This is a genomic window from Mesorhizobium sp. B283B1A (genome assembly GCF_020165735.1).
GTDB lineage: Bacteria > Pseudomonadota > Alphaproteobacteria > Rhizobiales > Rhizobiaceae > Mesorhizobium > Mesorhizobium opportunistum.
The window spans coordinates 68,427-87,879 of the sequence record NZ_JAIUIQ010000015.1 but is presented as its reverse complement, the minus strand read 5'-3'; the positions used below and the strand labels follow the sequence as shown (position 1 = coordinate 87,879).

At 61.2% G+C, this 19,453-nt stretch carries 13 protein-coding genes and 6 pseudogenes; 10 read left to right on the top strand and 9 right to left on the bottom strand.

What is annotated here, in order from left to right; all coding sequences use genetic code 11:
- Window positions 1–285: 285 nt before the first annotated feature.
- On the top strand, window positions 286–1,128 hold the full coding sequence (locus tag LB577_RS15220; RefSeq protein WP_224687311.1) for a hypothetical protein: 843 nt from the start codon (window positions 286–288) through the stop codon (window positions 1,126–1,128).
- 446 nt (window positions 1,129–1,574) lie between these two features.
- On the opposite strand, the pseudogene LB577_RS15215 reads toward LB577_RS15220, so the two are convergent.
- The 8 genes and pseudogenes from LB577_RS15215 to LB577_RS15180 all read right to left on the bottom strand — a co-directional run.
- Window positions 1,575–1,914 (bottom strand): annotated as a pseudogene (locus LB577_RS15215) (ISNCY family transposase); the annotation flags it as partial.
- Between the two features lie 322 nt (window positions 1,915–2,236).
- Window positions 2,237–3,392: pseudogene (locus LB577_RS15210) on the bottom strand (IS110 family transposase).
- An 82-nt stretch (window positions 3,393–3,474) separates the two neighbouring features.
- A pseudogene (locus LB577_RS15205) lies at window positions 3,475–3,711 on the bottom strand (ISNCY family transposase); the annotation flags it as partial.
- 489 nt (window positions 3,712–4,200) lie between these two features.
- On the bottom strand, window positions 4,201–5,049 hold the full coding sequence (locus LB577_RS15200; RefSeq protein WP_224687310.1) for a hypothetical protein: 849 nt from the start codon (window positions 5,047–5,049) through the stop codon (window positions 4,201–4,203).
- A gap of 386 nt (window positions 5,050–5,435) precedes the next feature.
- Window positions 5,436–5,897, bottom strand: a complete 462-nt coding sequence (locus LB577_RS15195) for a DDE-type integrase/transposase/recombinase (RefSeq protein WP_224687309.1) — start codon at window positions 5,895–5,897, stop codon at window positions 5,436–5,438.
- 408 nt (window positions 5,898–6,305) lie between these two features.
- On the bottom strand, window positions 6,306–6,605 hold the full coding sequence (locus tag LB577_RS33495; protein ID WP_411969274.1) for a hypothetical protein: 300 nt from the start codon (window positions 6,603–6,605) through the stop codon (window positions 6,306–6,308).
- A gap of 98 nt (window positions 6,606–6,703) precedes the next feature.
- Window positions 6,704–7,402, bottom strand: a complete 699-nt coding sequence (gene scpB / locus LB577_RS15185; protein WP_224687308.1) for an SMC-Scp complex subunit ScpB — start codon at window positions 7,400–7,402, stop codon at window positions 6,704–6,706.
- Between the two features lie 2 nt (window positions 7,403–7,404).
- Window positions 7,405–8,355 carry a DUF1403 family protein gene (locus LB577_RS15180; RefSeq protein ID WP_224687307.1) on the bottom strand — a complete coding sequence of 317 codons (951 nt, stop codon included), beginning with the start codon at window positions 8,353–8,355 and terminating at the stop codon, window positions 7,405–7,407.
- Between the two features lie 289 nt (window positions 8,356–8,644).
- Between LB577_RS15180 and LB577_RS15175 the strand changes: the two are divergent.
- From LB577_RS15175 to LB577_RS15155, 5 genes and pseudogenes are all read left to right on the top strand, one after another.
- Window positions 8,645–9,695 (top strand): annotated as a pseudogene (locus tag LB577_RS15175) (tyrosine-type recombinase/integrase); the annotation flags it as partial.
- A 238-nt stretch (window positions 9,696–9,933) separates the two neighbouring features.
- Window positions 9,934–10,842, top strand: a complete 909-nt coding sequence (locus LB577_RS15170) for a hypothetical protein (RefSeq protein WP_224687306.1) — start codon at window positions 9,934–9,936, stop codon at window positions 10,840–10,842.
- A 561-nt stretch (window positions 10,843–11,403) separates the two neighbouring features.
- Window positions 11,404–11,739, top strand: a complete 336-nt coding sequence (locus LB577_RS15165) for a helix-turn-helix domain-containing protein (protein ID WP_013533370.1) — start codon at window positions 11,404–11,406, stop codon at window positions 11,737–11,739.
- Window positions 11,732–12,985 (top strand): HipA domain-containing protein, encoded by a 1,254-nt coding sequence (locus LB577_RS15160; protein ID WP_318013490.1) that lies wholly within the window; start codon window positions 11,732–11,734, stop codon window positions 12,983–12,985. The genes LB577_RS15165 and LB577_RS15160 overlap by 8 nt, the downstream gene beginning before the upstream one ends.
- Window positions 12,936–13,214 carry a type I-F CRISPR-associated protein Csy2 gene (locus tag LB577_RS15155; RefSeq protein ID WP_224687305.1) on the top strand — a complete coding sequence of 93 codons (279 nt, stop codon included), beginning with the start codon at window positions 12,936–12,938 and terminating at the stop codon, window positions 13,212–13,214. The genes LB577_RS15160 and LB577_RS15155 overlap by 50 nt, the downstream gene beginning before the upstream one ends.
- A gap of 884 nt (window positions 13,215–14,098) precedes the next feature.
- Here LB577_RS15155 and LB577_RS33110 read toward each other — a convergent pair.
- Window positions 14,099–14,281 carry a hypothetical protein gene (locus LB577_RS33110; protein ID WP_263496091.1) on the bottom strand — a complete coding sequence of 61 codons (183 nt, stop codon included), beginning with the start codon at window positions 14,279–14,281 and terminating at the stop codon, window positions 14,099–14,101.
- Between the two features lie 102 nt (window positions 14,282–14,383).
- On the opposite strand from LB577_RS33110, the pseudogene glyA reads away from it, so the two are divergent.
- From glyA to LB577_RS15130, 4 genes and pseudogenes are all read left to right on the top strand, one after another.
- Window positions 14,384–15,720: pseudogene (gene glyA / locus LB577_RS15145) on the top strand (serine hydroxymethyltransferase).
- A gap of 54 nt (window positions 15,721–15,774) precedes the next feature.
- Complete coding sequence (gene metK / locus LB577_RS15140) at window positions 15,775–16,950, top strand: methionine adenosyltransferase (RefSeq protein WP_224687304.1); 1,176 nt, start codon at window positions 15,775–15,777, stop codon at window positions 16,948–16,950.
- A 109-nt stretch (window positions 16,951–17,059) separates the two neighbouring features.
- On the top strand, window positions 17,060–18,052 hold the full coding sequence (locus LB577_RS15135) for an adenosine kinase (protein ID WP_013528052.1): 993 nt from the start codon (window positions 17,060–17,062) through the stop codon (window positions 18,050–18,052).
- A gap of 522 nt (window positions 18,053–18,574) precedes the next feature.
- Window positions 18,575–19,300: pseudogene (locus LB577_RS15130) on the top strand (5-methyltetrahydropteroyltriglutamate--homocysteine S-methyltransferase); the annotation flags it as partial.
- Between the last annotated feature and the right edge of the window lie 153 nt (window positions 19,301–19,453).

Sequence of the window (19,453 nt, the reverse complement as noted above, 5' to 3'; positions counted from 1 at the left end):
AAAAGCATCATCATCACGATACGAGCATGAGACGGGGACGAAGGCCGGTGATCTGCCTCTGCAGAAGCGAGCGATCTCGCAGCCCGCGCTTTGCAATCGACCGCCGGCCCTGAGAGTTCAGTGCCTGGCCGTGGGTCGCGTCAGGTTTCGAGTACACGCCACGGCGATGTTCCTTAGCCGAGTTGATGGGCAGAAAATCGCTTTTTTTGGCCTCTCCTCCAGCCGGCATTATTTTGGATCGCCTCTCGTGGATGAGATTGCGATAGGAGCGAAGAGGGAAGCAGCATGTCAAGTGAGGCAGCAAGCGCGGAGCGCGGTAGAGTTCAGGAGGCGAAACATGATTTCACGGCCAGCTACAACAGCAGATGGCCGCACCCCTATTTTCGGGCTTGTTTGGCCGTGGACTATATGCTTCCAGATCGGGCCAAGCCGGTTTTCGAAAGGATCTTCGCCGATTATCGACGCATTCGAAACAAGACGAAGTTGAAGATAGTCGATATCGGTTGCTCGTATGGTGTCAACGCCGCCTTGCTGCGAACTGATCTCGATCTCGACGATCTGTATGCCGCCTATTTGGGACCCAGCGGCTCGCTGTCGCGCCAAGAGGAGATCGAGCATCGCGCCTTTTTTCGCGATCAGGCCCTGCGTGATGACATCCAGTTCGTCGGCGTCGACCCATCGTTCTGGGCTGTTCGTTATGCGCTGGATATGGGGCTTTTGGAGGCTGGCGTCACGGCTGATCTGGAAACTCGTGGCTTGACGATCAAGGAACGTAGCGCACTCGCGGATGCCGACATCCTTATCAGCACAGGCTGCGTGGGTTACGCTACCGAGCGAACCTTTGCACGCGTGTATGAGGCGTCGGCCAGGTCACGCCCGTGGGTCGTCGCCTTCGTAATGCACCGCTTCAGTTATGATGACATCGCGGCGGCCCTTCGGGCTTTCTCCTTGGAAACTCGGCCCTTAGAACAGTGCAGACAACGCCAGAGCCGCTTCTCCACCTCGAAGGAGCGGCGGGCGACCCTGAAAGCTATGGCCAAACTCGGCATAGAGGATCGCCTTGAGCGCACGACGGGCTACATTTATGCGTCCTGCTACATTTCCGCACCCCCAGGTGAAGCACTCTGACCGGTGTCATGGACGGACAATCTCCAGGAGAAATCCAGTTGCCCGCTGCAGCGCAACGATCAGGTTGTCGCGCACCTTCTCCAAGAATGGTGCGATGACGACGATGGTGCTGGCCTCAAGAAGTGGATTGCCGATGACACCGGGGCAAGGGTAGCGTGACCCGGGCCTGCCATCTCAATTAGACGCACAAAGGATAGGTCTGCGGTCGCGGTCGGCGACACAGTCCAATTCTGATTCAGCGAGCAGCGTGATCGATCTGCCTCGCGCATCTGCGGCACAACAAATGTGGAACGGCCACCCGGGCAAGCGCTTTTCAGACATTTCATCCAGCGGGATAGGTGCGGTCATATGTCCGGCCTTTAAGCGCGGTCGAAGACCGGCAAGGAGTGGCTCGGCGGCATATCGAAAATGGGCAATCCGACGCTCCGTTCGTTGCTCGTTTGTGGCGCGAAACCGTAAGCACGCTTGAGGCATGAAATGCCGGCCTCGATGCCGGGCTGAAATTGCGCAGCTTGCGATAGACCCACTTGCTTCTCACCATGTCTTCGATCCTCAGGCCAGCTTTCTTGTGGAAGGCCCTGTCGCAAACACCCCACGCTTTCGCCGTGGCCAGATTGACGCGCGTGGCGAACACCGTCGGCGGCCGCCTGCCGTGGTGCCAGACCATAGAGGGGCTATCTGGCGCAAAATCATCGGCAGCAAGCGGTCGCTGTCGGCTGGGTTGCCGGCTTCGATCATCAGATCGAGGATCGTGCCGCTCCTGCCGCTGGTGAGGTTGAGCTTATATGAGGAAGGTAAAGAAGGAACGGGTGTGTCAGGGCAACATTTCTTCACCTTCTCGATGTTTGCGGAATCCATGGTCTGAGCCCGATGGCATGACGCGGCCCGTTTATCCGAGCCCAATCCAACTTATATACGGTCGCTGCTCGAAACAGCGGCACCAACATCCCGCTTGCGGCGGGCACGGGCTCAGGAGGACGGGACCATTCTTGTGGCGAGGCATTTCAGGCCATCCCAACCTTCGGTTCGTCCACCTGGATCCGCCAGGACTGATCAGGCCCTGGAAGAAGTGCTTAGTTCACATTCCATGGGTGAGCGGCAATCGGCATCAGGCGCTCTTCATGACCGCCCCCTCGATGACGACGCCAGCGCTGACGTAGCGCCACGAGTAGCTTGCGGGCGAGCGCCACAATCGTCGCCTTCTTGAGGCGCCCGCCGTTCTGCTTCACCCGCTCCTTGAACCACAAGGAGAGCGCCGATTGCGATTGATGGCGCAGCCATAGCCACGCGAGTTGGATCAGCGTAGTTCGCAGCCTTGGATTGCCGGATTTCGAAACGCCCTGGTCGTGTGAGACGGAGCCGCTTTGCCAGGGGGTCGCCGCCAGGCCGGCTTAGGCGGCCAGCTGTCGTCGGTTGTCGTAGTGCCGCGACAGGCCCTCCGTCCACAGCACGGCGGCAAACTCCTGCCCGATGCCCTTCAGGTCGAGCAGCATGGCCGGGGCCGGCGAGGCACTCTGCTCGGTCGCAGGCATGGCGTCGCGCTCGGCCTGGACCGCCTTGATCTGTTCCATCAGCAGCTCCAGCCGTTCGAGTTCGCGATCAATCTGCTGCTTCAGATGGTCCGGCAGCGGACGCCCGTCGCCGGTCTTCAGCGCCTCAAGGCACCTGCGCCGATCGAGCCGCAACGGCTCGTAGCCGGAGACACCCTGTGCAAACAGCAGGCCTTTGATGCGGTTGACATGGCGGGTCCGCTCGTTCGTCAAGGCCTTGCGCTCACGTGAGAGGCGGCGGCGGTCCTCTTCCTCGGGGGTGGGCACCCGCAGCATGGCGCAGACGCGCGGCTCGCCCCTCTTATAGGCGAGCAGCGCGCGCACCAGCGCCTCGCCGTCGATCTTGTCGGTCTTTGCCCGACGCCGCCGGCGTGAGGTGGCAATCGAGGCCGGATCGACGACGTGGCTTTCGATTCCTTCGGCCTGCAGCACCCTGTGGATCCAAAAGCCGTCGAGCCCGGCCTCTTGGACGACGATGATCGGAAAGCATTTCCCGGTCCGCGCCTCGGCCTTCCGGTTGAGCTCGGCAAACCGCGCCAGCATGCCGGCCACGTCGCCGGCCGCCACTGCGTGTTTCGACATCTTCTCGCCAGCGCCCGGCGACAGCGAGGTGATCAGCCATTTCGAGCGGCTGAGTTCCAACGAGACTAAAATTGCGCCAAGATCAGTGCGGATGGCGGTCAACGCATCGGGTCGGTGTGCTGCAACGGGCATGCTCGGCCTCCAAGGTAGGGTGTCTAGGGTTTAGCAACCTAACCTTTGCCACAGCGCAGGTCGCTATCCACCCTCCTCATAGGATCTTGTGGCCGTATTCGGTATCGCGGCTGCCTTTGACGATGATATCGGCATGCTCTTCGAACAGGTTGACCAACTTCTCGTCGGCGGGCACCGGCTCGCCGGCCAACACCCGCCGCTCGCTCTGTTTGATGATCCGTTCGACCAGCGGCCGATAATGGCGAGCCCAGATCTGCCACAGGGCTATGGACGGTGTGCTCGCCACGGCCAAACGCTCGCTCGCCTGCTCCAGATAGGCTCGCAAAGAGTTGGCGAGATCCACCATTCTGTGGGAGGTCATCTCTTCCTCGGCCGAGGTAAAAATTGCCTGAGCCAATGAGCGATCCTTCGAGAATTTGCCGAGTACTTCGCTGTTACGCGTCAGCTCTAACCTCCCCTTGCTCGCACACGGGAGGGCGTCCCCGATGGCGCGATCCGCGCGGACAGGAGACCTTAGGTTTTCGGATCGCAAGCGATGCGCCGGGCACCGTTACAAGATCCTGGGCCGCCGCCGCGGCAACGCTTAACCAATGTCATGGCTCCAAAAGTTCCATGTACATCAGGCCTGTTCGTTAGCGCGTCGCTTACCGCTGATGCACGGGAGAGCGATGAGCACCGCTTACGCCGACTACGCCAGGCTTCCGCACCTTCCCGTGGTGGCCTTCCAATATAAAATAGGCCCACGGCTTGCTCGCTGAAACGTGACGTGTTGCGACCGTCAATTCGCCGGGATGCCTGTTGGCAGGGCTCAGACCAATTCGCCCGGCGGTACAGAAACGTGGCAGGATGCGTAAATATAGCCAGTCGTGCGCTCCAAGCGATCTTCCATACCAAGCTTGGTCATCGCGGTTAGGATAGCCCGCCGTTCCTTCACTGTCGAGAAACGCCGCTGGCGCTGTCTGAAGCGGTCTTCAAGCCTGGTCTCCAGTCCGAAATCACGAAGGACCATTGCGATATTGTCATAGCTGAAGGGATGCATTGCGAAGGCAACGACCCACGGGCGAGACGTCGCAGACGCCTCACACACGCGCGCAAATGTTCGCTCTGTGGCGTAACCCACACAGCCTGTACTGATGACGATGTCCGCACCCGCGAGTGCGCAGCGTTCCTGGACCGTCAAGTCACGGGTTTCTAGATCAGCTATGATACCGGCTTCCAGCAGGCCCAGAACTCGCGCATAGCGAACGGCTCGGAACGATGGGTCGACGCCGACGAACTGGATATCGTCTCGCAGGCCGCGATTGCGAAAGAAGGCACGATGCTCGACCTCGTCTCGGCGCGAGAGCGGTCCGCTGGGTCTCAGATAGGCAGCATAGAGCTCGTCGAGACTGAGATCGGTGCGGAGTAAGGCGGCGTTGACACCATACGAGCAACCGACATCGATAATCTTCAACCTGGTTTTCTTTCGAACGCGCCGATAATCGGCGAAGATCCTTTCGAAAACCGGCTTGGCCCGATCCGGAATTACATAGTCTAAGGACAGATGCGCGCGAAAATAAGCGTGCGGCCACTTGGAATTATAGGCTGCCGCGAAATCATGCTTCGCCCCCTGAATGTTGGCGCGCCCTGCACCTGATGGCGCCGTCGTGCCCCTCACTGCCCAGCGGCCTTGGGGTCGCAACCGACTAACGGGATACTTCTGTCTGAAATCTGACAGACTGGCGAGTTGATTTTGGGAGATGTGGATTTTCGGATGTCTTCTATTCCACAGAATACGATCTGACGCGGATCTGACATGCTGCTTTCCCTTCCTTCATTCCTTTGATCGCGATGTAATCCCGACAGGTAGCCCCTCAGCGAGAAGGGGTTGCAAAAGTCGTGCCACCGCGCAGAAACAGCATGGGAGTTTTTCGTCAGGGTTATCAATGGCGGTCGCAGGCCCAGGCCGAATTCATTTGCGTCGCATACTCGACAACCGGCCCCTACTGTCGACGCGCGCCACGTTCCAGGAATTGACTATGTCAAACTCTTCTAGCTCGGCGGTCATGTATGGATTTTCCGGCAGCTTTGAGCGCAAGTTTCAGTGGAGTACACCACCGTCGGCCGATGTCTTGCTGCGAGCGGATGGCTGCGCGGAGGATTCCGCAGACGGTGTTCGGCGTCGCAGGAGATGATCGCCTCGAGATTGCTCGGGCTGCTGTCGATGACGATGCGATCCGGTCTGCCGGGGCGCTCTTGGGCGGCTTCCGGAAGAAGCGCTTGGCTGCCGGTAGGTGGCGCTGTCGCTGAAGAAGTACTCGACCGTGTCGCCGAGCCGTCGACGGCACGATAGAGACACATCCATTGGCCGTGTATTTTGATGGACGTCTCGTCCATATGCCACTTGCCGGTGACGATGCGCTGCGGCCGTTGAAGCGCTCCAGAAGCTGGGGCGAGAAGTGAACGACCAGCGGTGCACAGTTGGTCGATGCTCAGGTCTCGCGGATCATCGTGGCCGGCGGTCAAGTGCCGCGCTTCAAGGCCGTACATATACCGGACCGTCTTGGGAAGTGCTCGGAGACGGCAGGTCATGCAATCGAGCTCAGATCTTGGATGCCGAAACAATGTTGGAGTTCTGCTCATGGGTCGCGGATTTAAGCCTTGACCTTAAGATGACCATGTGAGCCCAGGTATCAGCGCTATGCGCCTTACGGTCCTTCGTCAGTTCGCTCAAGGGCTCGAAAACCACGACCGGCAGGCTGGACAGGACCTGCTTGAAAGCTTGGGCAGGATGGCATCTTTGGCATCGTAACGCCTATCGTGCCCATGACGAAGTCGCCGTCCTGCAATTCGACGTGGAAGGTTTCGAAACAGGCTATCCGAACATAAGCCACCATGGCGAGTTCCAGGCCTACATCGCGTCGACGGCGAGCGCTACCGGTCCGGAATTCGCATCTCGTCGGCCTTCGTCGGGCCAAATCTCAATGCCGTCGTCAGCGAGGGCGCTCGGGCGATCGCGAAAAAGCAGCCTGCAATAGAGCCGAATCGGCGCACATCTTCTGCTGCAAACCCGCCAGCAGACCCTCGACGGCTCCCAGCGCTCGACCTCCGGCAATGGTATTTTGGTAGTGGCAAACGGCGGCGAGCACCATGATCTTGTCGTGAATCCTCCGGCTTTAGTTCAGCGTTCTTCATCATGTCGATTTCCGGCGATCCTGATATGGCGGCGGTCATGCCGCGTTCCAGGCCTTTATCTTTGCGTTGCGGGCTTTCGGACTTCTTAACATCCCAACGTAGTCTTGCAACTCAGTGATCCTGATCTACGCAATTCTCTATTCATCCATGATGGTGCCCGCGGCTTCATCGCTGCCAACGGAGAAACCCCGCATGATGTCGCCGGCCAGCAGCTTTTCCTTCGACAGCAGCCCTGCGTCCTCGAGCGCCTCGAAATCCGGCAGCTGGCGCAGCGTGTCGAGCCCGAATTGCGACAGAAAATTTTTGGTCGTCACATAGGTGTAGGGCGCGCCCGGCTGCGGGCTGCGCGGCCCCGAGGCGATCAGATCTTGCGCGCGCAACATGCCAATCAGGTCGCGCGACACTTCCTTGCCGAAGAAGCCTGACAGCTCGCCACGGGTGATCGGCTGGAAATAGGCGATGCACATCAGCACGAGCGCCTCCGCCTGCGACAGCTCTTTTGGCCCGTCCCCTGCGGCCATACCGAAGGCGGCGTGGATGACGTCGCCAAAAACGTTCTTGGTCCGGTGCTGCCAGCCGCCGGCGACCGCGACCAGCTCGTAGGGGCGCCCGGCGAGCTCGGCGCGGATGTCGTCGATGATCAGCTCGAGATTGCAGTTCTTCCCCACCACCCGCGCGAGGACACTACGTGTCACCGGTTCGCTGGCGGAAAAAATCACCGCTTCGACCCGGCCCATCCACTCGCGCCATCGTAGCTTGGCCGGCAGATGTTCCAGCTCGGTATCCAGCAAAGCCGGCTGAACGTTTGGCTTGCGGCGGGCAGACGCTTCGCTCATCCCTACAACCCAAACAGCCGAAAGGTGGTGCGACCGGAAAGCTCGCGTACGGCCTCGAGTTGTTGCAGCCGTTCGAACAGCCGCCGCGCCGCGAAGCGGGACAGGTTTTTGGTCGTCAGCGAGCCCGAAACGGCGTCGTCGTCGAGCAGTTTTTGGATCACCTCGCTCGCCCCCTTTGCCCTGAGCTTCGGTGCGACGGCGATGAGCCGCTCCGCGCGCCGCGACAACTCGGCGGCCAACCGGCAGGCGTCCGCGGCGGCCGCAACGAGCGCGACGCAAACCGCGCGCTCAAAATCTTTGTCGCCCGGCCGAATGCGCTTGCCGCCGGCGTCGGGGCGAAAAGCCGGACCAAAGGCCTGGGCGATCAGCAGCGGCAGCGACCGCGGCCAGCTCAGGTTTTGCGCCAGCACCAGGTCGGCGAGCCACCAGGAGAAGAGCTCGGCATCGGGCCGCATGGCGACGACGTGGGCGGCGATCGCCGCGGCGGCGAACGGCGCCGGCCGCTGCAACCCCGCCAAGTTTTCGATCTCCGTGCAGAGGTCGGCGAGAGCCGCGCGGTCCCAATGGAGCCCTAGCTGGCTGACGATCTTTTCGAGCCGATCGGCGCTGGCGACGGGCTGCTGCACGGAAAACTGCCGCCAGGCGCCAAGGATGGCGCCGGCGGGGCCGGGATCGGCGCCGGCCGGGCGCAAGTGCCAGGCATCGCGCAGGGCGGCCGCGTCCTCGGCGCGGCCGGCGAGCCGCATGCTGGCGGCGGCGCAATTGAGCGCTAGCCGCTGCCGCCAGGCCCCGGCCCAGCTGGCTTGCGCGCGTGCGAGCGTGTCGAGCGTGGTCACGGCGGCGCCGGCCTGGAAGGCAGCGTCGGCGTCGCTGGAGGCGCCGGTGGCGAGCGCCCAAGCCGGCACAGTCGGCGGCGGGGCAGGGCTGGCGGTCGCGGGATCGAGGCGAATCATGGCTTTCGAGCGTAAAGCGCCCGTGCGCTTTGCGCCATGATTTTCGCGCCGAAACGCACAGCCTGTCGGCGGGACAAAACAAATGATAATGTTGCCTTATCGTTTTTGCGCCACAAGGACAAATGGCCGTTTTCAGCGAGCAGAAGCCCAAAAATCGCGTCGACCGACCTCCGGAGCGTCCCACAGCACAGGGGCTGATGACGTTGTTTCCGCCGCGCCGGTGTCGGCTGAGCCCGAGGGCGGCGCCGAGACTCGCGACGGCGAACTGCCGGACATCGTCTCGATCGTTATGGCGATGGACCAGGCGCCGGGAGACGAGCCTGCGCAAGCCCCCTCCCCTGCCCTGCCGATCAGCGGCGGCCAGACGCGTGTGCGGGCGCATCTGGAAAAACTCGCCGATCGTGCCCGCGACTATGTCGAGGCGGCGAGCGCGGCCAACACCCGCCGCGCCTACACCGCCGACTGGAAGCATTCTTGCGCCTGGGCGCGCCGCCAGCATCTCGAGGTGTTGCCGCCCGATCCGCAGGTCGTCGGGTTGTACATCACGGCCTGTGCGTCCGGCAACGTAACGGGCGACAAGAAGCCGAACGCCGTCTCCACGATCGAGCGACGTCTCTCTTCGCTGACCTGGAATTTTTCTCAGCGTGGCCAGCCGCTGGACAGAAAAGACCGACACATCGCCACCGTGATGGCCGGTATCCGCAACAGCCACGCCGCCCCGCAGCGGCAGAAGGACGCGATCCTGGCCGAGGATCTGATGCCATGCTGGAAACGCTCGACCGCGGAAGCTTGCGCGACCGCGCCATGCTGCTGCTCGGCTTTGCCGGCGGCCTGCGCCGCTCCGAGATCGTGGCTTTGGACATCGGCCGCGACCAGACCGAGGATTCTTCAGGCTGGATCGAGATCCTCGACAAGGGCATGCTCGTTTCCCTTCGCTGCAAGACCGGCTGGCGCGAGGTCGAAGTGGGGCGCGGCTCGTCCGATGCCACCTGTCCGGTTATCGCGCTGCAGACCTGGCTGAAGCTCGCCCGTATCGCCCACGGACCGCTGTTTCGGCGCGTCACCGGGCAAGGCAAAGCCATCGGCGCCGATCGGCTCATGGACCACGAGGTCGCCCGCCTCGTCAAGCGCACCGCGCTGGCGGCCGGCCTACGCGGCGATCTGTCGGAAGGCGAACGGGAAAGGCTGTTTGCCGGCCATTCGGGCGCGCCGGTCTCGCCTCCTCGGTCGAGGTTGATGAGCGCTACGTGCAAAAGCAGCTCGGCCATGCTTCGGCCGAAATGACCCGCAGGTACCAGCGGCGAAGAGATCGGTTTCGCGTCAATCTGACCAAGGCGAGTCAGAGCGCGTCGGAGGCAGCGGGTTCAGGCAGCCTGATCCTTGGTGAGTCCAGAGCGTCTTCTTTGGTCGGCCGCTCGGCCGAAACGCCGTTCCTGGGGTGGCAACCTGGCCCTACCATCTCGAAAGCAGGGAGCTAACGGGATAGGCTTCCGGTTTAGGCACGCGTTGTCTGGTCGGCGGATAGATGAGTGTTCTGATGTCTGCTACGATCGAAACCAAAGAGTCGAGGGGGCGACAATGGTTGAAGTGTTCCGCGGAAGGGGCGGTAAACTCGAACACGAAGGGGCCGCGCTCGGTAGAATCCATGCGCAGGCAAATCACCGGAAGGCGTTGGGGTACTGGCTCGGGTTCTTGAAGGGCGTGATGGCCAGCGAGCGGGTCGAGAGCGCGGAGATGCCGCCACTCAGGGTCGAAGCCGAGCAGTTCCTGTCCCTTCTTCACGACGACGATGCTGCCGAGCTCATCCGCGATCTGGATGTGTGGGGTAACGCGCCCGAAGAGATCTACGCCATCCTTGAAACAATAGTCGGCATACGCTCGCGGGAGTTTATCGCCGCTGACGAGAAGGACGAAGTCAACGAGTTCTACGGGTTCTGTGCCGGTATCGCCTGCGACAACTCCATCACGCCCGCAGAGGTCGAAAGACTGCTGTCCAGGTTGGACTCGAGTGTGGTCCTGCAGAGAGACAGCCGCGTGGCGTCTCTCGGAGAAACTGCCAGAAGGTCTATTTCTGACGGTCGCATAACCGCCGAGGAGGCAGAAGACATATGCGGGTGGATTGCCCATCTTGTCGGCGACAGCGCGACAGATACGGGGCTGCCTACCTTCGGCAATGTGGGTGTCATTGACGGCGCCTTGGAGGATGCAAGCCGGCTCGTAATTCCGAGTCGGATGTTCGTCCTCACGGGAAAATTCGCCATTGGCCCGCGAAAGGTAATCGCTGAGATGATTTGCGAACGCGGCGGTGATTGGAAGGAAACCGTCTGCGGCCAGACCGACTACCTCGTCGTCGCGGCCGAAGCGTCTCGGGACTGGAAGCACAGCCATGAAGGCACGAAGATCATAAGGGCAATGGAGCTTCGCGAAAAGGGAGGTCGGCCGGATCTGGTTCTTGAACCGATGCTGGCCAAAGCGTTGGGTTTCTGACCGCCTCCATCCGGCAAAGGAAAACCTATTATCTTGGAGGTGCGGCTTCAGAGAATGGTCGCGTTGGAAGCGCGGAGCCTGAATACCCGAGCCTTAGTGGATCCTGATACGGGTCTGGGCGCTCGCCACCTTTCTTGACAGTTTTTAAGGCGGGCAGCGGCCGCACCTGCACGAACAATATCTCCCACAGCATCGCGGCACGGTCGTGCTTCACTGGTTCACCCGAAGCAAAAGCGAGGCTCGATGTGCGCCGACGCTATGCTATTTCTCCGTCATGCCGAGATGACCCGTTCGCATCGCGGCCGCTCTCTCGCCTGCACTTGCCCAGATCGACCGCATAGTGAGGGAGACAGACGCTCCTTTCACTCAGGTCGACCGAACGAGCTTCGATGACGTGATGACCACGGTCGCCGCGATCGCCGTCGACTGGGGGGTTCCGTCGATGCCATCACGACGGCGTTAATAGAACTTCGTTCTCCATTGAGATGAGGCTTCAAGGGCTAGATGAAATGTAGTCTTCGTGCTACATAACGCACCAATCTGTAGCGCGAAGGTGACATAATGCCCACTCCACACAACCCTCCTGCTGCGGTGCGGCGCGTGCTGCGCAAGCTTGGGGCTGACATTCATGATGCCCGTCGACGCCGACGGCTGCCGATGGCGGTGGTAGCCGAGCGCGCCTTCACTTCTCGCTCGACTCTGCAAAGGGTCGAAGCCGGGGACACCAACGTCAGCGTCGGCATCTATGCCGGCGTCCTGCAGGCGCTCGGCCTCCTCGAGGGCCTGGGCCAGGTCGCCGACATCAGCAACGACAGCGTCGGTCAGGCGCTCGCCAGTGCCGACCTGCCCAAGCATGTCCACCTCCAGCGGCCAACCGGATCGTCGCGCGATGGCTGACTTCGAGGTCCATATCGATTTGGACGGCCGCACACGCCCGATCGGACTGGCGAGGAGCAATCGCGTCCGGGGCACCGAGACCATCCTCTTCGAGTATGACGGAGCATGGCTTGAGGATCCGGACCGCTTCTCGCTAGAGCCAGCTCTTGCTCTGACCCGCGGAGCCTTCGCCCCCCCTGCAGGTCTTGCGACTTTCGGCTCCATCGGCGACTCAGCGCCGGATACCTGGGGCCGGCGCCTCATGCAGCGCGCCGAACGCCGCCTCGCCGACCAAGAAGGCCGCGCGGTTCGCACGCTTGTAGAAAGCGACTACCTGCTCAGCGTCGCCGACGAGACGCGACTTGGCGCCCTCCGCTTCCGCTGGGTCGGCGAAGAGATTTTCCAAGCGCCGATCCGCACGGGCGTTCCTGCTTTAATCGAGCTTGGCCGTTTGCTCCAGATCACCGAACGGATCCTCCGAGACGAGGAAACGGATGAAGACCTGCAGCTCATCTTTGCCCCAGGCTCCTCCCTAGGCGGTGCCCGACCGAAGGCCTCGGTTATCGACCAACATGGTCACCTCTCCATAGCGAAATTCCCGAAGGAGACCGACGACTACAGTATGGAGACCTGGGAACAGATCGCGCTGCGGCTGGCCGGCCAGGCAGGTATTGCCACGCCTCGACACGAGCTGATCGAGGTCGCCGGCAAGCCAGTCATGTTGTCGCGACGCTTCGATCGTGACGGTGCGAGCCGCATCCCGTTCCTGTCGGCGATGGCGATGATGGGCGCCAAGGACGGTGAGCGCGGCAGCTATCCGGAGATCGTCGATGCCCTTGCTCAACACGGCGCCCAGGGGAAGACGGACGCGCATGCCCTCTATCGGCGGGTCGTCTTCAATGTGCTGGTTTCCAATGTCGACGACCACCTCCGCAATCACGGTTTCCTATGGCTGGGAAAGGCGGGGTGGTCTCTCTCGCCGGCATACGACCTCAATCCCGTCCCGACAGATCTCAAGGCCCGGGTGCTGACGACGAACATCGATCTCGATGAGGGCACCTGTTCGCTCGATCTGCTTGAAGCCGCGTCGATATTTTTCGCGCTCACCCTGCCGCAGGCCCGCGCGATTATTCGCGCGAAGACTCCAAGGGGATCTCCAACGCGCCCGAGCGCTGCTGGATGCCACGTTGGTGAGAGAGCTGGAAAAGGCCACGACCATGGGCGGACTGATCGGAGGGATCGTCACCCGTGCCGGACCCGTCGCTGACACCGACGTTGCGCCCGCCGATCAGGAGGCGCTCGCTCGCCTCAATCTCCGGCCGGTCTTCGTCGGCATCGAGCGCGATCTCATCCGTGCCGCTATCGACGCGGAGCTGCAAACCGTTCGCATCCGCCTGACGCAGATAGGGGGTCCCGATGATTTTTCTCGGCCTGACCGCGCTGGCGGCTGGATCATCCCGATCGGTGAGGAGCGACGCATCAGAGGAGGCAACTGATCCGGTGACCACCGAACATGAGCATCGTGGGGAAACGGCCGGCGACACCAGACACGGCACGATTAGGCAGAAAGATGGAACGCAGGAGACTGAACGCGGCCACGCCGCGCTGATGCCCACTATCACCACCGACAGGGGACGAAAATTCAGATCGTCTGCCGAAACGTATTCGGCCCCGTCCGGTACTGTCGTATATCGATACGCTGGGGAAGGCCGCGCCTTGAGGCCAAAATGGCGGCCGCCCGGGTTCAGGCTAGATACGAAGCCTCGGAGGCTGACATCAGTTATCCGAGGAGTTGTATCACCAGGCCCCGCTCTCGAAACGAACGACAGCAACATGCCATGACATCCCGGGGGCAGTTCGGGTGCCTGACCCAGCCTCAGAGCAGCGAGATCCACCACAAGCGAGCTCAGCAGCGAGCGGGACGCTTGGCCGCCCGCGCAAGCACCTCGATGAAGTCCTCCTGATTGGGCTTTCCAACGCCGGTATGCAGCGTTGCAACAGATCCTTCAAAGAAAATCGCGGACTTTTAGCACTCTAAACCGGTGAGAATATGTACGTTGAGCCTCGTTAAAGCCGCGGGTCGAGACCGTGGCGCCGTGCCCCGACCAAATACCTGCAGCTCGGAAAAGCAGGGCCGGCAGGAGCATTTGCCTTGGTCGAGGAGATATATCGCAAACGATCTGACGATGCCGTCGAGCGTATTGACCTCGTCGGGACGGCAAGATCGCCTCTGAAAGAGTGGGAGACGCCAAATGGACGAAGTCAATACAACGAGCGCCGGCCGATGATGACACTGGTCAGGCGCCTAAAGGCCGCGGCTCATCTTGATCGACTTCGAATCCTGGGACTTTGTGCGCATGCGGACCTAACCGTCTGCGAGCTAGCAGAAGTTCTGCGTCTGTCTCGCGAGCACGTGGTTGCACACGTCCGTCGGCTCGCCAGAGCCGGCTTTCTTCTCGGCAACGAACAGCGCCCCTGGCCTTCGTACCACCTCGAAGCAGGAGGCTCGGACGGCGGCTTGGTTCAATTGTTGGTTGATCTCCTGCCCCACGGCGATGGCCATCACAGACAAGACCTACAGCGACTGGAGGCGATACAGAGCGCGCGGTCCAAGGTGACCGCCTGCTTGTCTTGAAACTTAGTCCCAATGGAGCGCGAAGCAGATATGAGCAATTCGACTGGCGGCGGGATCGCGGAGCTTGGCACTTGCGAGTGGCCTCCCCTGTCTGTCGCAGATTCTCGCGTTCACGAGCTGCTTTTAAGACAGGAGCGCCAGGAGAGGACGACCCTCAAGCTTATCGCCTCCGAGAACTTCGCGTCCTCCGCGGTGCTGGAAGCGACGGGTCGATTTTCACCAACAAGTATGCCGAGGGATATCCTGGCGCACGCTATTACGCCGGAAACGAGATCGTCGATGAGCTTGAGAACCTCGCCATGGATCGATTGAAGGCACTGTTCGGCTGTGAACACGCCAACGTGCAGCCCTATTCCGGCTCCCCGGCCAATCAGGCTGTCTGTCGAGCGCTGTTGTGTCCGGGAGACAAGATGATGGGCTTGACCCTCCCCGAGGGCGGGCATCTGACTCACGGTTGGGCCGTCAACTTCTCCGGCACTGACTATCAGAGAGTCCCGTACGGGCTGCACGAAAAGACGCACCAGATTGACCATGACAGCTTGCGCGAGACGGCCAAGCGGGAACGACCGAAGCTCATTTGGGTCGGCGGAACTGCCTATCCGCGTATCTTTGACTACGAGGCAATGGCCGAAATTGCTTCGGAGGTGAACTCCTACCTGGTGGCCGACATCGCCCACATCAGCGGCCTCGTTGTCGCAGGAGTGCACCCCAATCCTGTAGGCCATTGCGATGTGGTCACCAGCACCTCTCACAAATCGATCCGCGGTCCCCGCGGTGGCTTCATATTGTCAAGGAATGAAGACCGCTATCAGGCACTCTATCATTCCAAGAGCAAACACAATCTGGCCAAACGCATAGACCGTGCCGTGTTCCCTCTCCTGCAGGGCGGACCGCACATGAATACGATTGCAGCGCTAGCTGTCGCTCTGCACGAAGCAGGGAATCCGTCGTTCCGTGTGTACGGTCAGCAGATCGTCAACAACGCCAAGGCTCTGGCCCAGGCGCTTCTGGAGCGAGGTTATGAACTCGTCACGGGTGGCACTGACAATCACATGCTGATCCTTGATCTACGGGAACGGCCGCTGTCCGGGAAAGCCTATGCCGAGCGCTTGTCGCAAGCAGGTATCATCACGAATTTCAACATGGTGCCGGGCGACCGGCGGCATCCCGCGCTCACCAGCGGCATTCGGTTAGGCACGCCAGCAGTGACGTCTGTGGGCATGCGCGAGGCGGAAATGCTGCAGATTGCCGCTTTCATCGACCTTGTTTGCCGCCAGCCCGATGATTCGGATGTCCATGCCCGCGTGCGCAGAGACGTTGCCGACTTCTGCGCTGCGTTCGACGTCCCTGGCATCTCCGACAGATAAGATGGCCGGATCGGCTGTCACATTTAATTCCAACGTTTGAAGCGAGGATATTCCATGACCAGACAATTCGTGTTCTCCTCCGAATCCGTCGGCGCGGGACATCCCGACAAGATGGCCGACAATATCTCAGATGGCGTCCTCGATGCGATCCTTCGCAAGGATCCTCAGGCTCGCGTTGCTTGTGAAGCGTTGGTGAAGTCAGGGATGGTCGTTCTGGCTGGCGAGATCACCAGCCACGCGCAGATCGACTACAGCCAAGTTGCCCGCGATATCATTTTGGACATTGGATATGACGACGATGCGATCGGCTTTGACGGCCGGCGTTGCGCGGTGATCTTGGCCCTGACCGAGCAGTCGCCTGACATCAGCCAGGGGGTCGACGAGGGACGAGGGCAGGATCTCGAGCAGGGAGCGGGAGATCAGGGCCTCATGTTCGGGTACGCATGCAACGAGACCGAAACATTGATGCCATTGCCAATCCAACTTGCTCACGATTTGACGAAAAAACAGGCAGAGGTGCGCCAAACCGGACGCCTTGGCTGGCTTCGCCCGGACGTTAAATCTCAGGTGTCCGTCCGCTATGAAGGTTTGCGACCGGTAGCGCTCGATACCATAGTCCTGTCGACGCAGCATGACGATAAGGTCTCACAGGCCGCCGTCCGCGAAGGCGTCATTGAGGAGATCATAAGGCCGGTCTTGCCCCATGACCTGGATACGACGGGAATAAGGTTCCTGGTCAATCCAACCGGCCGGTTCGTGGTCGGCGGGCCGCGAGGCGATTGCGGGCTTACCGGCCGCAAGATCATCGTCGATTCCTACGGCGGCATGGGGCGTCACGGCGGCGGTGCCTTTTCGGGCAAGGACCCGTCCAAGGTTGATCGGTCGGCCGCCTATGCCGCGCGGTACGTCGCAAAAAACGTCGTTGCCAGCGGACTTGCGGAGGTGTGCGAGGTTCAGCTTGCTTACGCGATCGGTGTGGCCGCACCGGTCTCAGTCCTCATCAATACATTCGGAACCGCAAAGATTGATGAAAAAAGGATCGAACGCGCCGTCCTTGAGCTTTTCGATCTCCGGCCGAAAGGCATCATCAAGGCGCTGGATCTCTTACGGCCGATTTACCGCAAGACCGCGACATACGGACACTTCGGCCGCGAAGAGCCGGAGTTCACCTGGGAAAAGACGGACAGAGCTGACGACCTGTCGCGTGAGGCAGGACCCGCAGCTGCTTGATGCGTCGGTATTGGATCCTTTCGGCAAAGGACGACCCATTCCACACTCGAAAGAAACACCCCGGGCCGGCGTGGCAAGAAGCCGGCTCGGGTTTTTGGCGGAGATTTTGATGCCGGATTATGACGTGCTTTGCATCGGCAATGCCATTGTCGACATCATCGCCCAGTGCGACGAGGAATTCCTCGAGACCAACGGCATCATCAAGGGCGCGATGAACCTCATCGACACACAACGCGCCGAACTGCTCTACAGCCGCATGGGCCCGGCGATCGAGGCGTCCGGCGGCAGCGCCGGCAACACGGCGGCCGGTGTCGCCAGCTTCGGCGGCCGCGCCGCCTTCTTCGGCAAGGTCTCCAACGATGCGCTGGGCGAAATCTACGCGCACGACATCCATGCACAGGGCGTCGCCTTCGACACCACGCCGCTCAAGGGCGAGCCGCCGACGGCGCGCTCGATGATCTTCGTCACCCCTGACGGCGAGCGTTCGATGAACACCTATCTCGGCGCCTGCGTCGAGCTTGGGCCGGAGGATGTCGAGGCCGATAAGGCTTCTGGCGCCAAGGTCACCTATTTCGAAGGCTATCTGTGGGACCCGCCGCGCGCCAAGGAAGCGATCCGCCAGACGGCGAAGCTGGCGCACGCGGCAGGCCGCGAAGTGTCGATGACGCTGTCGGATTCGTTCTGCGTCGACCGCTACCGCGACGAATTCCTCGAGCTGATGCGTTCGGGCACGGTCGACATCGTCTTTGCCAACAGCCACGAGATCAAATCGCTCTACCAGACATCCTCGTTCGACGAGGCGCTGGCGCAGATCCGCAAGGATTGCCGGATCGCCGCCGTGACCCGCTCGGAAAAAGGCTCCGTGATCGTGCGCGGCGACGAGACGGTGGTGATCAAGGCGACCGCCATCAAGGAACTGGTCGACACGACGGGCGCCGGCGATCTCTATGCCGCCGGCTTCCTGCATGGCTACACGCAAGGCCGCGACCTGCAAACCTGCGGCGACCTTGGCTCACTGGCGGCCGGATTGGTGATCCAGCAGATCGGCCCCAGGCCCCGGCAGAATCTGCGCCGCGAGGCTGAGCAGGCGGGATTGTTGTAGGGGGCATATCGGCAAGGTGCTGCCCACCGAACTTGATGCAGGGCTGTTAAGATAAGCGCGTGTAATTCGAAATGTCGCGTGCCCGTCCGTGAAGGATGGCGGTTTTCTCCAAATTTCCGATTTTGACGGCTCAGAAACATTTACGCTCTTCGGGCTAATACTGTGGCCGATCATGGTGACCGACAGGCCATTTGCCGAAGTCGCCAGCCAGGATCGTGCGGCTCGCAGATTTGCCGGAGCGGCCAGGCACGGCCTGCGCAAAACTGGAGAGGGCACAAGCGGCTCAGCCCTAGCGCGGCCTTGGACTTGGAAACCGTCGCAGATAAAGTTCACATAAACACAGCCTACCCACTAAGGTCACTGGGGCGAACTCCCCGGGAAGACGGGGCAGAGGCTGTTATCCGCGAGCCAGGAGACCTGCCACGGTGAACACGGCCGGGGTGTCTGGTGGCCGCTGCAGCTCGGCTTTGATGCCGGCCTGCTAGCGCCTTCCTTTTCCCGCCCCAACCATCGGGGTATGGAATGAATGTCTCTCAGCAAGTTCCCATAGCAACGCTTGGCGTGCCGCGTATCGGTCGCCGGCGAGAACTGAAATTCGCGCTCGAAAGCTACTGGTCCAGAAAATCTTCTGCTGCCAACCTTCTGGCGACGGCGAAGGCGCTCCGTGCCGCCAGTTGGAGCAGCGAGACCGCGACGTGTCGAAAATCCCGTCGAACGATTTCTCACTCTATGACCACGTGCTCGACACGGCAGCAATGGTCGGCGCCGTGCCAGCTCGTTACGGCTGGACAGGCGGCGAGGTGCCGCTCGACATCTACTTCGCGATGGCGCGCGGGACGCAAGGCGATACTGCGGGTTGCGGACACGCCAGTCACGGGCATGCCGTTAAGGGGCAATGCGTAACCGCGATGGAAATGACCAAATGGTTTGAAACAAACTATCACTACCTCGTGCCGGAGCTGGCGACGATCAGACATTCGCCCTTTCGTCGACGAAACCCGTCGATCACTTCTGGAGGCAAAAGAGCTCGGCATCCATACACGCCCGGTCATCCTTGGACCCGTGACCTTCCTGAAGCTGGCGAAGTCTCCCGACCAGGGTTTCAATCCCATGGCGCTCCTGCCGCGGCTGCTGCCCGTCTACGAGCAACTCCCGCAGAAGCTGGAACTCGCTGGGGCCAACTGGGTGCAGATTGATGAGCCGGCGCTTGTGCTCGATCTTAACCCGAACGAACGAGCTGCCTTCCAAGTCACCTGCCAGCAGCGGTCAACAGACACTTCACCGAGGGGCACGTTTTCGGATGCCGCCTGTGCGTCCGCACTATTGAGATATCGCGGTGAGATCGACCATCGAGAGCATCGTGTCGATTGATTGCCTGGCATGTTGCTGACATCGACAACA